The sequence below is a fragment of the Streptomyces sp. NPDC048417 genome (assembly GCF_040651615.1).
In the GTDB taxonomy this organism is placed as follows: Bacteria; Actinomycetota; Actinomycetes; order Streptomycetales; family Streptomycetaceae; genus Streptomyces.
Genome location: NZ_JBEZKI010000021.1, coordinates 121355 through 134815, shown reverse-complemented (window position 1 = coordinate 134815; position 13461 = coordinate 121355). Strand labels below are relative to the sequence as shown.

The 13461-nt window shown below is 71.7% G+C and carries 12 protein-coding genes; 8 read left to right on the top strand and 4 right to left on the bottom strand.

All coding sequences use genetic code 11. From position 1 onward, the window contains the following. Nucleotides 1-37 precede the first annotated feature (37 nt). The 3 genes from AB0D59_RS30940 to AB0D59_RS30930 all read right to left on the bottom strand — a co-directional run bounded on the left by AB0D59_RS30940 (nucleotide 38) and on the right by AB0D59_RS30930 (nucleotide 2994). Complete coding sequence (locus tag AB0D59_RS30940; RefSeq protein WP_362572313.1) at nucleotides 38-739, bottom strand: SDR family oxidoreductase; 702 nt, start codon at nucleotides 737-739, stop codon at nucleotides 38-40. Continuing rightward, nucleotides 739-1776 carry a CE1758 family FMN-dependent luciferase-like monooxygenase gene (locus AB0D59_RS30935; protein ID WP_362572311.1) on the bottom strand — a complete coding sequence of 346 codons (1038 nt, stop codon included), beginning with the start codon at nucleotides 1774-1776 and terminating at the stop codon, nucleotides 739-741. Before AB0D59_RS30935 ends, AB0D59_RS30940 begins: the two co-directional genes overlap by 1 nt. A gap of 117 nt (nucleotides 1777-1893) precedes the next feature. Continuing rightward, entirely contained in the window at nucleotides 1894-2994 is a 1101-nt protein-coding gene (locus AB0D59_RS30930) for an MBL fold metallo-hydrolase (protein WP_362572308.1), read from the bottom strand. Nucleotides 2995-3251: 257 nt separating this feature from the next. Here AB0D59_RS30930 and AB0D59_RS30925 point away from each other — a divergent pair, with 257 nt between their 5' ends. After that, on the top strand, nucleotides 3252-3728 hold the full coding sequence (locus AB0D59_RS30925; RefSeq protein ID WP_362572305.1) for a MarR family transcriptional regulator: 477 nt from the start codon (nucleotides 3252-3254) through the stop codon (nucleotides 3726-3728). Between the two features lie 150 nt (nucleotides 3729-3878). On the opposite strand, the gene AB0D59_RS30920 is transcribed toward AB0D59_RS30925, so the two are convergent. After that, nucleotides 3879-4784, bottom strand: coding sequence for a 2-hydroxy-3-oxopropionate reductase (locus AB0D59_RS30920; RefSeq protein WP_362572302.1), 906 nt, complete (start codon nucleotides 4782-4784; stop codon nucleotides 3879-3881). A 225-nt stretch (nucleotides 4785-5009) separates the two neighbouring features. On the opposite strand from AB0D59_RS30920, the gene AB0D59_RS30915 reads away from it, so the two are divergent. The 7 genes from AB0D59_RS30915 (at nucleotide 5010) to AB0D59_RS30885 (ending at nucleotide 13424) form a co-directional block, all read left to right on the top strand. Continuing rightward, nucleotides 5010-6452, top strand: coding sequence for an aldehyde dehydrogenase family protein (locus AB0D59_RS30915; protein WP_362572299.1), 1443 nt, complete (start codon nucleotides 5010-5012; stop codon nucleotides 6450-6452). A gap of 42 nt (nucleotides 6453-6494) precedes the next feature. Then, nucleotides 6495-8459 carry a 3D-(3,5/4)-trihydroxycyclohexane-1,2-dione acylhydrolase (decyclizing) gene (iolD, locus tag AB0D59_RS30910; RefSeq protein WP_362572296.1) on the top strand — a complete coding sequence of 655 codons (1965 nt, stop codon included), beginning with the start codon at nucleotides 6495-6497 and terminating at the stop codon, nucleotides 8457-8459. Continuing rightward, nucleotides 8456-9226 (top strand): aldolase/citrate lyase family protein, encoded by a 771-nt coding sequence (locus tag AB0D59_RS30905; RefSeq protein ID WP_362572293.1) that lies wholly within the window; start codon nucleotides 8456-8458, stop codon nucleotides 9224-9226. The genes iolD and AB0D59_RS30905 overlap by 4 nt, the downstream gene beginning before the upstream one ends. Before the next feature lie 18 nt (nucleotides 9227-9244). Beyond that, complete coding sequence (locus AB0D59_RS30900) at nucleotides 9245-10462, top strand: Gfo/Idh/MocA family oxidoreductase (RefSeq protein WP_362572290.1); 1218 nt, start codon at nucleotides 9245-9247, stop codon at nucleotides 10460-10462. A gap of 4 nt (nucleotides 10463-10466) precedes the next feature. Continuing rightward, nucleotides 10467-11414: an NAD(P)-dependent oxidoreductase gene (locus tag AB0D59_RS30895; protein ID WP_362572287.1), complete on the top strand. Its 948-nt coding sequence runs from the start codon at nucleotides 10467-10469 to the stop codon at nucleotides 11412-11414. After that, complete coding sequence (locus tag AB0D59_RS30890) at nucleotides 11411-12298, top strand: sugar phosphate isomerase/epimerase (protein WP_362572284.1); 888 nt, start codon at nucleotides 11411-11413, stop codon at nucleotides 12296-12298. Before AB0D59_RS30895 ends, AB0D59_RS30890 begins: the two co-directional genes overlap by 4 nt. A gap of 277 nt (nucleotides 12299-12575) precedes the next feature. Continuing rightward, nucleotides 12576-13424, top strand: coding sequence for a sugar phosphate isomerase/epimerase (locus AB0D59_RS30885; protein ID WP_362572281.1), 849 nt, complete (start codon nucleotides 12576-12578; stop codon nucleotides 13422-13424). The last annotated feature ends 37 nt before the right edge of the window (nucleotides 13425-13461 follow it).

Below are 13461 nucleotides of genomic sequence, written 5' to 3'. Positions count from 1 at the left end.
AATTACTTGGCTGGCCACATAAGTCAAGGGGGGCGTCTCACGTGAAGAGGTTTCCGCCGTCCACGGTCAGGATCTGGCCGGTCAGCGCCTCGGCGGCGGCGCTCGCCAGGAAACCGACCGTGGCCGACACGTCCTCGGGCGTGAGCGCACGCGGCAGCGCCTGGCCGGCCTGCGACGCCTCGAAGGCGGCGTCCGGCTGGTACGCGGTGGACGCGGTCCGGGTCAGGCCCGGCGCCACGCCGGTCACCGCGATCCCGTACCGCCCCAATGACGCGGCGAGCGACCGGGTGAGGCCGATCAGCGCGCCCTTGCTGGTCACGTACGCCAGCAGGTCCGGGCTCGGCGGCTTCCAGAAGGTGTCGGAGACGATGTGCACGATCCGGCCGAAGCCGCGTTCCCGCATCCCCGGCACGAACGCCTGGATCAGCAGCAGCGCGGACTCCACGTTGACCGCCTGGACCCGGCGCCAGGCGTCCAGGTCCACGTTCTCCAGTTCCTGCAGACCGGTGGTGGCGGCGGCGTGCACCAGCACGTCGCACCGCCCGTGCTCGGCCAGCACGCGGCGCGCCGCCGCCCGTACGTCCTCGGCGCTGGACAGGTCGCAGACGATGTCGCCGGCCCGGTCCAGGACCCGTACGACATGTCCGGTCCCGGTCAGCTCGCGCACGATGGCGCCGCCGATGGCCCCGGCGCCGCCCACGACGACGGCGACCCTGGGTGTGGTGGAGTTCTCAGGCATCAGGTGCTCCTGGTCATGGTGGTGTCGATGGCGGTCTCCCGCCTGAGGACGGGCAGTACCTCCCGCCCCGCGAGGTCGATCAGCTCGTGGGTGACGCGCTCCGGCAGGCCGCCCATGTCGACGCCGAACAACTGCCGCCGGTACGGGCCGAAGTGCTCCCGGAAGGAGAGGGTGCGCTCGATCACCTGGTCCGGGCTGCCCACGAGCGCGCCGGTGGTGCGCGCGGCCTCCGCGAGCGGGCCGCTGCTGGAGAGGACGGGATGCGCGTTGTAGTACGGCTCGTACTCCCGGAAGGCGTCCTGCGAGTTGGGGCGGACGTACAGCGCGGCCCCGGCGCCGACGATCGCCCGGTCGGCAGGCCCGTGCCCGTGGTGCTCCCACCGCTCGCGGTACAGGTCGACGAACTGGGCGAAGTACTCGGTGGTCATGAAGAGGTTGTTCACGAAGAACCCGTCGCCGTGGCGCGCGGCCTGTTCGGCGATCTGGGGGCTGCGGATGGAGCCGTGCCAGACCAGCGGCGGTACGCCGTCGAGCGGGCGCGGTACCGAGGTGAATCCGGCCAGCGGGGCACGGAACCTGCCCTCCCAGTCGACCTGTTCCTCGTCCCACAGGCGGCGCAGCAGCGCGTAGTTCTCGACGGCGAGCGGGATGCCGAGACGGACGTCCTGCCCGAACCAGGGGTAGACCTCGGCGGTGTTGCCCCGGCCCAGCATGAGGTCGACCCGCCCGTCCGCCAGGTGCTGGAGCATGGCGTAGTCCTCGGCGATCTTCACCGGGTCGTTGGTGGTGATCAGCGTGGTGGCCGACGACAGCGTGATGCGCGAGGTCCGGGCCGCGATGTGGGCGAGCAGGGTGGTCACCGACCCGTTCACGAACGGCGGGTTGTGGTGCTCGCCGATGGCGAAGACGTCGAATCCCGCCTGCTCGGCGTGTTCCGCGATCCGGGTGATGGCCTTGATGCGCTCGTGCTCCGAGACACGGGTGCCGTCCACCGGATCGCGGGTCAGGTCGCCGACGCCGAAGATGCCGAATTCCATGGTGCCGCCTTCTGTGAATACGCCGGTGCGGTACGTCGGCCGCCACCCCGGGCCCCCGACGTACCGCACCGTTCTTATTTGCTCGCGTAAGCAATTACCAGAATCCGCGAAAACCCGTCAGTCGTGAATGGCGCTACCCAGTCCGAGGTCCAGCCGCAGGGACTCCACCAGCGAGAAGGCACTGCTCTCGGTGAAGACGTCGGCGGCCGCGAGCGTCCCGGTGTACTTGGCCGCGACCGGGGCCGCCGCCTGCCGGCAGACCTCGTCGAGCCAGGTCTTCACGACAGCCCAGATGTTGTTCCCGTACTTCGCCGCGTAGACCCCGTAGTCCACGCTCCCGAGCGCCTGCTTGAGCGACGCGGTCAGGTCGTCGATGTACTGCTGGTGCACCGTGACGTCGGCACGCTTGCCGAGCCGTCCCATGTGACCGGCGATGTGGTACTTCCACGGGTACGAGAGCGCCTTGGCCGGAGCGGCGAGGTAACCCTGGATGTCCTCGCTGAAGTTGAGCGCGCCGAACGGGGCCCAGCCCGGGATGTTGATGTCGACCAGCATCAGCGCGTCGTGGTGCGGGAACCGGATGTAGATGTTGTCCGGCGAGTGGTTGCTGCCGTGGTGCGCGAGTTCCACCCGCTCGCCGCCGACGTGCAGGGTGTAGCGGTCGGCGAACGTTATCTCGGGCGCGGGCTTGTTGGGGTCGTTGTCGCGCCGCAGCAGCCTGCGGTTCTCCTCGTGGCCGATCCGCACCACGTGACGGCCGAAGAGCCCGGACGCGCCGACGTGGTCGGAGTGGTGGTGCGAGTGGACGATGTGGGTGACCTTGTTGCTGGTGCCGTTGGCGGCGGCGATCTCGTCGACGGCACGCTGGAGGTTGTGGCCGATGGTGGGCGGCGCGTCGAAGAGGACCACGCCGTCGCGGGTGGTGAGGAAGGCGGCCTGGTAGTCGCCGTCGGTCACCCAGTAGAGGTTGTCCTTCACCCGGCCGACGTAGTAGCCCTGGCTGTTCACCGCCGGGCCGAGGGATCCCGCGGGCACCGGCGCGTAGTCCGGCAGACCGGCGCCGGAGGAACCGGCGGACGAGGTACGGGATGTGGCCGCCGAGGCCGTCGTCGCGGTACCCCCGGCGACCAGGGCCGCCGCCGCCGGCACCGCGGTGGCCGCGGCGACTCTGGCGAGGAACGAACGGCGGTCGGTTCCGGATTCGGAGCTGGATGACATGTCGATTCCTTTCGGAACAGTTCCAGGAGGGCCGGGGCGAGCCGCCCCCTCGGTTCCCGCCCGGTGCAACGCAAGTACGGTAGCCCCGAATAGCTTGCGCGCGCAAGCAATCTTCCCGTCGAGCCGGACCGGCTCCAGTCGAGTGGCAACCCTGCGGGACCGCGCTCCAACACCCGCTGCGACTAAAGTATTCCCAGCCCAGGCAGCAGCCCGGGCGAGGAGATTCCACCCCCATCGCCCGCCAGACGAGGAGCGCCATGCCAGCCGCGAAGCCCGACCCGGTGATGCCTCGACCCAGCCTCGTCGAGCGCGCCCCGGTCAGCTTCGGGCTCTTCGCGCTCGCCCGCGAGCTGCACGGCTACGGCGCCGAACTCCTCCTCAGGCTCGGCCTGCACCCCGGCCAGGAACTGATCCTCATGCGGCTCTTCGACCGGGACGGCCAGACCCAGGCCGAGTTGCAGCAGGCGGTCGGGCTCGACCACTCCACGGTCTCGCGGTCGATCCGCCGCATGGAGGACGCGGGCCTGGTCGCCCGGGCCCGCGCCGAGCACGACCGCCGGGCCTTCGTGGTCTCACTCACCGAGGGCGGAGAGGCGCTCCGCGAGCCGCTCGCCGACCTGTGGACCACCCTCGACCAACTCGCCACCGACACGCTGCACAAGTTGGCGGGCGCCGACTTCCTGACCACGGTCGCGGAGCTGGAGCGCGCCTACGCCACCGCACGCCGCGGCTGACCCGGCCCGCCGGCGCCCCGGTGGGTCGGGGACGGGTCAGCCGCAGCACGTCGCGCTGCCGGTGCCGACGGGCGGCCGCTGCTTCTGAGCCGTCGGCTCCCTTCACCTGACAGATCGCCAACTCGCCCTGTCCCGCGGTTGTTCACCAGTTCAGCCGGTCCGCGGCCCGGAGAGGCGCTCGACCCCCCGCAGCAGCGCCGAGTGGTCCAGGCCTCCGTCCCCGTTCGCCCGGCAGGACGCCAGGAGCTGGGCGACCAGGGAGCCGGTCGGCAGGATCGCGCCGAGGTCGCGGGCCGTGTCGGTGACGATGCCGAGGTCCTTGTGGTGCAGGTCGATACGGAAGCCGGGGGCGAAGCTCCGCTCGAGCATGTTGTCCTTCTTGCGGTTCAGCACGGTCGAACCGGCCAGGCCTTTGCCGAGGACCTCGAGTGCGGCGGGGAGATCGGCGCCCGCCTTCTCCAGGAAGACCACGGCCTCGGCCAGGGCCTGGATGTTGACGGCGACGACGAGTTGGTTCGCGGCCTTGACGGTCTGGCCCGCGCCGTGCGGGCCGACGTGTACGACGGTGGTACCGAGGGCGCGGAAGACAGGTGCCGCCGCCTCGAAGTCCGTCGCGTCGCCGCCGGCCATGATGGACAGGACGGCTTCCACCGCGCCTGCCTCGCCACCGGAGACGGGTGCGTCCAGGACCCGCACGCCGCGCTCGCGGCCCGCCTCGGCGAGTGCCGTGGCGGTGGGCGGGCCGACGGTGCTCATGTCGATGAGCAAGGTTCCCGGGCGGGCGTGCGCCAGTACGCCGCCCTCACCGAGGACGACCTCGGTGACCTCGGCGTCCGCCGGGAGCATGGTGATCACGACGTCCGCGTCGGCCACCGCCTCCGCGACGCTCTGCGCACCGCGCCCGCCCGCCGAGACGAGTCGGTCCACCGCCGCGCGGCTGCGGTTGTGGCCGGTGACCTGATACCCGGCACGGACGAGGTTGGCCGCCATCGGGCCGCCCATGATGCCGAGGCCGATGAAGGCGATGGAGGGGGGTGCCGCGTGAGACGTGTCCATGTTCCGATCCATGTTCCGACGGTAGGGCAGACGTGTGTCCGGTCCGCGCGATGATGAAGAAATGACGGTCTTGATGATGGGTAAATGATTGATTTGAGGGCTTCAGTAACTCCCTTCGCGAACCTAGCGTTGCGAGCACGTAAACGGCCTGGCCGTGGGCCGTGCGGCATCGATCTTCGCGTTCACCACGGCCTTGTTCTGACGGTTTCCTGAAGGGAGAGGGCAATGGCGCCCGTGGAGTTGCTGATCGGCAGTCGGTGGCAGACGGCCAGGGGAACCGGGCAGACCCGGGAGGTCAGGTCCCCGTTCGACGGTTCGGCGGTGGGCACGGTGGCGCTCGCCGGGACCGAGGACGTGGAGGCCGCGCTGGCCGCGGCCGAGCGCGGTGCCGCGGTGTGGCGCCGCACCCCCGCCCACGAGCGGATGCGCATCCTGCTGCGCGCCGCCGAACTCGCCGACGAGCGGGCCCCGAAGACGGCACAGACCATCAGCGCGGAGTCCGGCAAGACCATCACCGAGGCCACCGGCGAGGCGTCCCGCTCCGGCGACCTGATCCGGCTCGCCGCCTTCGAGGGGACCCAGCTCTACGGCGAGACGCTGCCGCTGGACGCCAACCGCGGCACCGGGCAGGACAAGGTCGGCTTCACGCTGCGCCAGCCCTGCGGGATCGTCGTGGCCATCACGCCGTTCAACTACCCGGCCCTGCTGGTCCTGCACAAGCTCGCCCCGGCCCTGGCCGCCGGCAACGCGGTGATCCTCAAGCCGGCCACCAGCACCCCGCTGACCGCCCTGGAACTGGCCGCGTGCTTCGTGGACGCGGGCCTGCCGGAAGGCGTGCTGTCCGTGCTCGTCGGCTCGGGCTCGGTGCTCGGCGACGCCCTGGTCACCGACCCGCGGGTCCGGAAGATCTCCTTCACCGGCTCGACGGCCACCGGCGAGCACATCTCCCGGGTCGCCGGGGTGAAGAAACTGTCCCTGGAACTCGGCGCCTCCTGCCCGGTGGTCGTGCTGCCCGACGCCGACATCGAGGCGGCGGCGAGCGCCGTCGCCGCCGGCGGGTACGTCAACGCCGGACAGGTCTGCATCTCCGTCCAGCGGGTCATCACCCATCCGGCCGTGACCGGTGACTTCCTGGACGCCCTCGTGCCCAAGGTCGAGGCCATCCGCACCGGCGACCCCGCCTCCCCGGAGACACAGATGGGCGCCCTCATCACCGCCACCGAGGCGGAGCGCGTCGAGCGGGCCATCGCCCAGGCCGGCGCGGACGGGGCGCGCGTCCTGACCGGCGGCGAGCGGGACGGAGCCGTGGTGCGGCCCGCCGTCGTCGCCGACGTGGATCCCGCGTCGCCGTTCAGCCAGCAGGAGCTGTTCGGGCCCGCCGTCGCCGTCAGCACGGCCGCCGACTGGGAGTCCGCCATCGCGCAGGCCAACGGCACCGCCTACGGCCTCGGCGCCGGCATCTTCACCTCCGACATCGCGGGCGCGGTCCGCGCCATCCGGGAGATCGACGCCGGTTCCGTCCACATCAACTGGACGCCGCTGTGGCGCGCCGACCTGATGCCGTACGGCGGTCTGAAGGGCAGCGGCTACGGCAAGGAAGGCCCGCGCGCCGCGGTCAGTGAGATGACCGAGGTCAAGACCATCATCCTGCACGGCCGCCCCTGGTGACCGGCCGCGTCCCCGTACACCTCCCCGATCAGGAGCCGATTCATGACTGACCGGACGCGACAGCGCACGGTGCGCCTCACCGTCGCCCAAGCCGTCGTCACCTACCTCTCCCAGCAGTACTCCGTGGCCGACGGCCACCGCCAGCGCCTCATACCGGCCGCGCTGGGCATCTTCGGGCACGGCAACGTGGCCGGGCTGGGCCAGGCCCTGGACCAGCTCAGCGACCGACTGCCCTTCGTCCAGGGCCGCAACGAGCAGGCGCTCGTCCACATCGCGACCGCCTTCGGCAAGGCCAAGCGCAGGCACGCGACACTGGCCGTCACGGCCTCCATCGGCCCGGGCGCCCTGAACATGGTGACCGGCGCGGGCCTGGCCACCGTCAACCGGCTGCCCGTGCTGCTGCTGCCGGGCGACACCTACGCGACCCGCCACCAGGGCCCCGTACTCCAGCAGTTGCAGCACCCCGTCGAGGCGGACACCTCCGTCAACGACGCCTTCCGGCCCGTCTCCCGCTTCTTCGACCGGATCACCCGGCCCGAGCAGCTGCTGACCGCGCTGCCCGCGGCGATGCGGGCGCTGACCGACGTGGACACCGGCGCGGTGGTCGTCTCGCTCCCGCAGGACATCCAGTCCCACGCCTACGACTACCCGGCGGAGTTCTTCGCCGAGCGCGACTGGCCGATCCGCCGCCCGGCGGCGGACGCCGACGAGGTCGCGGCGGTGGCCCGGCTGCTCGCCGAGGCGGAGAAGCCGCTGATCATCGCCGGTGGCGGGGTCGTGTACTCGGGTGCCGGCGAGGAGCTGGAGGCGCTGGCCGAGGCGGCGGGGATCCCCGTCGCGGAGACGTTCGCCGGCAAGGGCGCCGTCCAGCGCCGCGCCTGGTGGCAGCTCGGCGGCATCGGCCTGGAGGGCACTCCGGCCGTCAACACCCTGGCGCGGGAAGCCGACCTGGTGCTCACCGTGGGCTCCCGGCTGACGGACTTCGCCACCGCCTCGCACTCCGTCTTCGAGAACCCGGACGTGCGGTTCGCGAGCATCAACGTCAACGTGCACGACGCGGGGCGCCTGGGCGCGACCGGGATCGTGGCCGACGCCAAGCGGGCCCTGACCGCGCTGACCGACGCCGTACGCGCGGACGGCACCAGCACGTCGGCCGCCTGGCAGGAGAAGGCGCGCGCCCTCGACGAGCGGTGGCAGCAGCAGCGTGCCGCCGCGCTCGACCCGGACACGGCCTTCGACTTCACGTCGCTGGCCGACGACTCCGACGTCGTCCGGGACACCGACGCGGTCCTCACCCAGGGCCAGCTGATCGGTCTGCTCCAGGAGCACGCGCGGTCCGGCGACACGATCATCGCCGCCGCCGGCGGTCCGCCCGGTGACCTGCAGAAGGTGTGGGACGCCACCGAAGGCCGCTTCGCCCACCTGGAGTTCGGCTTCTCCTGCATGGGCTACGAGCTGCCCGCCGCGCTCGGCGTCCGCTTCGCCGAGCCGGACCCCTCGAAGCGCGTGCTGTCCCTGCTCGGCGACGGCACCTTCCTGATGGCGCCGACCGAACTGGTCACCGCCGCACAGGAGAAGCTCCCGGTCACGATCGTGATCCCGGAGAACCACGGCTACCAGGTCATCCACCGGCTCCAGATGGGCCGCAACGGACGCGAGTTCGGCAACGAGTTCCGCTACCGCGACGGCAGCCTGGAGATCGGCTCCGGCAAGCCCGCTCGCCTCGAGGGCGACTACCTCCAGGTCGACCTCGTCAAGACGGCGGAGGGACTGGGCGCCCGTGCGCTGCGCGCCACCACCGCCGACGAGGTGCGCGCCGCGCTGGACGCGACCCGCGACCACGACGGTCCCGTCGTCCTCGTCGTCCCCGTGATCCCGCACGCCGATCTGCCCGGCGCGGGGGTGTGGTGGGACGTGGCGCCGGCCGAGGTCTCCGAGCAGGAGACCGTGGCCCAGCTGCGCGGTGAGTACGAGGAAGGCCTGGCGTCCCAGAGGTGGTACGGATGAATCTCTCTCCCCTTGACCACGGCCGCCTGCGTGCCCGACTGGCGGCGGGCGAGGCCACTCTGGGCACGTTCGTCGGCCTCGCCTCCCCGGTCTCCGCCGAGGTGTGCGCCGCCGCCGGAGCCGACTGGGTGCTGCTCGACCTCGAACACGGTGCCGGAGGCGAGGAGCAGGTCCGTACGACCGTCCCCGCCGCGGCGGCCTACGGGGTGCCGACCGTCGTACGGGTCGAGTCCGCGGCCCGGATCCGCATCGGCCGCGTCCTCGACCTCGGCGTCGCCGGGGTGATGCTGCCGCGCCTCGACACGGCGGCCGAAGTCCAAGAGGCGATAGGGCACCTGAGGTACCCGCCCGCGGGGGATCGGGGCGTGGCCACCTACAACCGGGCCTGCCGTTTCGGGCTCGACCCCGCAGCCCTGGACCGCGAGGGCGAGATCCTCGGCGTGGTCCAGATCGAGTCGGCGAGCGCGCTGGACGAGGTCGAGGCCATCGCGGCCCTGGACGGCGTCGACGTGCTGTTCGTCGGCCCCCGCGACCTCAGCCACGACCTCGGTGTGCCGGGCCAGTTCAGCGCCCCGGTCTACCGGGAGGCGCTCGAGCGCGTCCGCAAGGCGGCCGCCGACCACGGCAAGGCGTGCGGGCTCCTTGTCCCCGACGGCGCGGCCGCGGCCGCCAAACGGGCCGAGGGCTGGACGTTCATCGGCATCGGTTCCGACTCCACCCTGCTCGCCGCCGCCCTCGCCGGCGCGCTGGACCAAGCCCGGGCCTAGAGACCTCAGGAGACACAGATGACCCCCACCACCCCGGGCGCCGCACGCGAGATCGGCGTCGGACTGATCAGCGTCGGCTGGATGGGCAAGCTGCACAGCCGCGCCTACCAGGCGCTGCCCTCCGTCTACCCCGAGCTGGGCATCAAGCCCCGACTCGTGCACGCCGCCGACACCGCCGAGGACCGCGCGGCCTACGCCCGTGACGTCCTCGGCTACGAGAAGGCCTCGACCGACTACCGTGCCGTTCTCGACGACCCGGACGTCGAGGTCGTGTCGATCTGCGCGCCGAACATCCTGCACCACGAGATCGGCATCGCCGCCGCCAAGGCCGGCAAGCCGTTCTGGATCGAGAAGCCGGTCGGGCGCAGCGCCGAGGAGACCGCCGAGGTCGCCGCCGCCGCCCGCACCGCCCAGGTGGCCACCTCCATCGGCTACAACTACCGGCACGCCCCCGCCGTCGAGCGGGCCCGCCAGCTGATCGCCGAGGGCGGACTCGGCCGTATCACCAATGTGCGCGCCACCTTCTTCTCCGGCTACGCCTCCGAGCCCAAGGGCGCCCTGTCCTGGCGTTTCAAGCGGGACCTGGCCGGACACGGCGCGCTCGGCGACCTGATGAGCCACGTCGTGGACCTCGTCAGCTACGTCGTGTCCCCGATCAACGAGGTCGCCGCCCTCACCAGCACCGTCTACACCGAGCGCCCCATCCTGCCCATGGGCTCCGGGACGCACTTCGCGGTGATCGAGGACGGCGAGATGGCCCAGGTCGAGAACGACGACTACACCGCCGCCCTCGTCCGCTTCACCGGCGGAGCCGTCGGCACCCTGGAGGCGTCCCGCGTCATCGTCGGCCCGCAGTGCGGCATCGGCTTCGAGATCTACGGCACCGACGGCTCGGTGACCTGGAACTTCGAGCGCATGAACGAGCTGCGCGTCGCCCTCGGCCGCGGCGGCCCCGACCAGGGCTACACCACCGTGCTCGGCAACGGCCACATGGGCGACTACGCAAGCTTCCAGCCCGGCCCCGGCAACAGCATGGGCTACGACGACCTGAAGGTCATCGAGGCCAAGAAGTTCCTCGCCGCCGTGGCCGGCATCGAGCACCACAACTCGACGATCGAGGACGCGCACGCCGTCGCCGAGGTGATCGCGGCGGCCGCCGCCTCCGCGGAGAGCGGCTCCTGGCAGTCGGTGCTCGCGGTGCCCGGCGCGAACTTCGGCCATCCGGTGCGGAGTTGATCGTATGAGCAATCATGTCGTGGTGGCCCTAGGCCCGGTCGACGCCGACACCGTGGCCCCGGTCCTCGGCGAGCGGGTCACCTTCGTCACCGACCCCACCCCCGAGGACCTCGCGGTCGCCGAAGGCGCCATCGTGCGTGCCGACCGGCGTGTCGACGAGGACCTCCTGCGGCGGACCCCCAGGCTGCGGGTCATCGCCCGCACCGGCGTCGGCGTCGACCTGGTCGACGTGGCGGCGGCCTCCGACCGCAGGATCCCCGTGGTGATCACCCCGAACAGCGGCAGCCGTGCGGTCGCCGAGGGCGTCTTCGCCATGGCCCTGCACCTGACCAAGCGGCTGCAACCGCTGACCGAGCTGGTCAGGGACGGCAGCTGGGCCGAGCGGAGCACCGTGCCGGTCGGCGACCTGGACGGCGCGACGATCGGGATCGTCGGCTACGGCCGCATAGGCCGCCGGGTCGGCGAACTCGCCGCCGCGTTCGGGATGCGGACCCTCGCCTACGACCCGTTCACTCCTGTGCCGTCCGAGTTCGCCTGCGCCGACCTGGGCGAACTCGTCGAGTCGAGCGACGTGCTCACCCTGCACGCCCCGCTCACCGAGGACACCCGGCACCTCGTCGACGCGGAACTCCTGGCCCGCGTCAAGCCGGGAGCGATCCTCGTCAACTGCGGCCGGGGCGGTCTGCTCGACGCGGACGCCGCCCTGGCCGCCCTGGAGTCGGGCCGGCTGGCGGGCGTCGGACTGGACGTGTTCGACCCCGAGCCGGCCCTCTACCACCCGCTGTTCGACCACCCCGACGTCGTGCTCACCCCGCATCTGATGGGCATGACCCGTCGGGCGATGACGCTGACCTTCGTCGACGCCGCCCGCGGTGTCGCGGACGTCCTCGCAGGCCGGCCCCCGGCCGCTGTCGCCGACCCCGACTGGAACCACCGAAAGGCCACGGCATGACCACCCCACCGCTCAACAGGATCGCCGGCGCGCCCATCTCGTGGGGCGTGTGCGAAGTGCCCGGCTGGGGCTACCAGTTGACGCCCGAGCGCGTGCTGAAGGAGATGCGCGAGGTCGGCCTGGCCGCCACCGAGATGGGCCCCGACGGCTTCCTGCCCGCCGCCCCGGAGGCGATGGCCCGGGTTCTCGCCGACCACGACCTGCACGCCGTCGGCGGCTTCACCCCGCTCCTGCTGCACGTCCCCGGACACGACCCGCTGCCCGAGGCGGAGCAGCTCCTGGAGAGCTACGCCGCCTCGAACGCCGAAGTCCTCGTCCTGTCCGCCATCACCGGCCAGGACGGCTACGACTCCCGCCCCGAACTCGGCGCCGACGGCTGGCGGCTGCTGCTGTCCAACCTCGACCGGCTGACCGCGCTGGCCGCCGAGCGCGGGGTACGCGCGGTCCTGCACCCGCACGTCGGCACGATGATCGAGAACGGCGACGAGGTCCGGCGGGTCCTGGAGGACTCGGCGATCTCCCTCTGCCTCGACACCGGCCACCTGCTCATCGGCGGTACGGATCCCGCCGAGCTGACCCGGCAGGCACCCGAACGCATCGCGCACACCCACATGAAGGACGTGGACGCCTCCCTCGCCGCCAAGGTCCAGTCGGGCCGCCTCACGTACACCGACGCCGTGCGCGAGGGCATGTACCGCCCGCTGGGCGCCGGTGACGTCGACGTGCAGGCGATCGTGACTCACCTCAGCGCGCGCGGATACGACGGCTGGTACGTCCTGGAGCAGGACACCGTCCTCACCGCGGAACCCCGGGCGAAGGGGCCGGTCGAGGACGTGTGGGAGAGCGCCGAGCATCTGCGCGCGGTGCTGCGAGACGTCGCGTAACCGCATACGGACCACCTCCCCGCCCGGAATCGGGGGGCGTCTGCCGCACGGGCGTCCTCCCACTCCGGGCACCTCTCTGCCGGACGTGTCGATGATGTTGTTTTGATGGCTTACTGAGGATTGACTGCGGGGACGGGCCACTCAAGGATGCCGAGGAAATCCGGTGACCGATCTCGGAGTTCCATTCGCCGTGCAGGGCCTTTCGCTCGCCCCGCACACATTCTGTTCGGTGTATCGATGCAGCTAAGAAATCGCGGGAAGACTAGGAATGCGGGAAATGGATACTGAGGATCTGCTGGCCACTTGCTGGACCACCGCCGGCGACACCGCTCCCGACCTGGACGACAAGCGGAGCCCCCTGAACCTGCGGGAGCGGGTGGAGGCCGCCGGCGCTGCCGGTTTCAAGGGCTTCGGGCTGCTGTACTCGGATCTGGTGGAGGCCGAGCGCGAGTACGGACTCGCGGGCGTCCGAACCCTGTTCGAGGACAACGGACTCGTCCACATCGAGCTGGAACTCCTGACCGACTGGTGGGCCGACGGGCCTCGGCGTAGCGCGTCGGACGCGGTACGCCAGGACCTGCTGCGAGCGGCCGAGGCACTCGGCGCACGGCACCTCAAGATCGGGCCTGACGTCGACGACCAGCCGTGGGACCTCGACGTCTGGGCCGGGGAGTTCGCCGCGCTGGCGGCGCAGGCCGACGGTGTGGGCGCCCGGCTCGGGATCGAGTTCCTGCCCTGGTCCAACATCAAGACCGTCCACGACGGCCTCCGGCTCGTCGAGACCGCCGGCCATCCGGCGGGCGGCCTGATCATCGACGTCTGGCACACCGAGCGCGCCCACACTCCCCCCGCCGAGCTCGCCAAGGTACCCGGCTCGCGCATTGTGGGCGTGGAGCTCGACGACGCCGACAGCGACGCCGTCGGCACCCTCTTCGAGGACACCGTCCGGCGCCGCCGGCTGTGCGGAGAGGGCTCCTTCGACCTGCCGGGGATCATCGCCGCGCTGCGTACGGCGGGCTGGCACGGCCCCTGGGGCGTGGAGATCCTCTCGGAGGCACACCGCGTGCTGCCGGTGCGGGAGGCCGCGGAGGCGGCGTACCGGACCGCCGCGGCGCTTCTGAGGTAAAAGCGGCGGGGGTGGCGGGGACGAGACCACGGTCGTC

Bases quoted from the DNA above. Each gene is read 5' to 3' on its own strand.
- AB0D59_RS30940 (WP_362572313.1), bottom strand. From the start codon at position 739: ATGCCTGAGAACTCCACCACACCCAGGGTCGCCGTCGTCGTGGGCGGC.
- AB0D59_RS30935 (WP_362572311.1), bottom strand. From the start codon at position 1,776: ATGGAATTCGGCATCTTCGGCGTCGGCGACCTGACCCGCGATCCGGTG.
- AB0D59_RS30930 (WP_362572308.1), bottom strand. From the start codon at position 2,994: ATGTCATCCAGCTCCGAATCCGGAACCGACCGCCGTTCGTTCCTCGCC.
- AB0D59_RS30925 (WP_362572305.1), top strand. From the start codon at position 3,252: ATGCCAGCCGCGAAGCCCGACCCGGTGATGCCTCGACCCAGCCTCGTC.
- AB0D59_RS30920 (WP_362572302.1), bottom strand. From the start codon at position 4,784: ATGGACACGTCTCACGCGGCACCCCCCTCCATCGCCTTCATCGGCCTC.
- AB0D59_RS30915 (WP_362572299.1), top strand. From the start codon at position 5,010: ATGGCGCCCGTGGAGTTGCTGATCGGCAGTCGGTGGCAGACGGCCAGG.
- iolD (WP_362572296.1), top strand. From the start codon at position 6,495: ATGACTGACCGGACGCGACAGCGCACGGTGCGCCTCACCGTCGCCCAA.
- AB0D59_RS30905 (WP_362572293.1), top strand. From the start codon at position 8,456: ATGAATCTCTCTCCCCTTGACCACGGCCGCCTGCGTGCCCGACTGGCG.
- AB0D59_RS30900 (WP_362572290.1), top strand. From the start codon at position 9,245: ATGACCCCCACCACCCCGGGCGCCGCACGCGAGATCGGCGTCGGACTG.
- AB0D59_RS30895 (WP_362572287.1), top strand. From the start codon at position 10,467: ATGAGCAATCATGTCGTGGTGGCCCTAGGCCCGGTCGACGCCGACACC.
- AB0D59_RS30890 (WP_362572284.1), top strand. From the start codon at position 11,411: ATGACCACCCCACCGCTCAACAGGATCGCCGGCGCGCCCATCTCGTGG.
- AB0D59_RS30885 (WP_362572281.1), top strand. From the start codon at position 12,576: ATGGATACTGAGGATCTGCTGGCCACTTGCTGGACCACCGCCGGCGAC.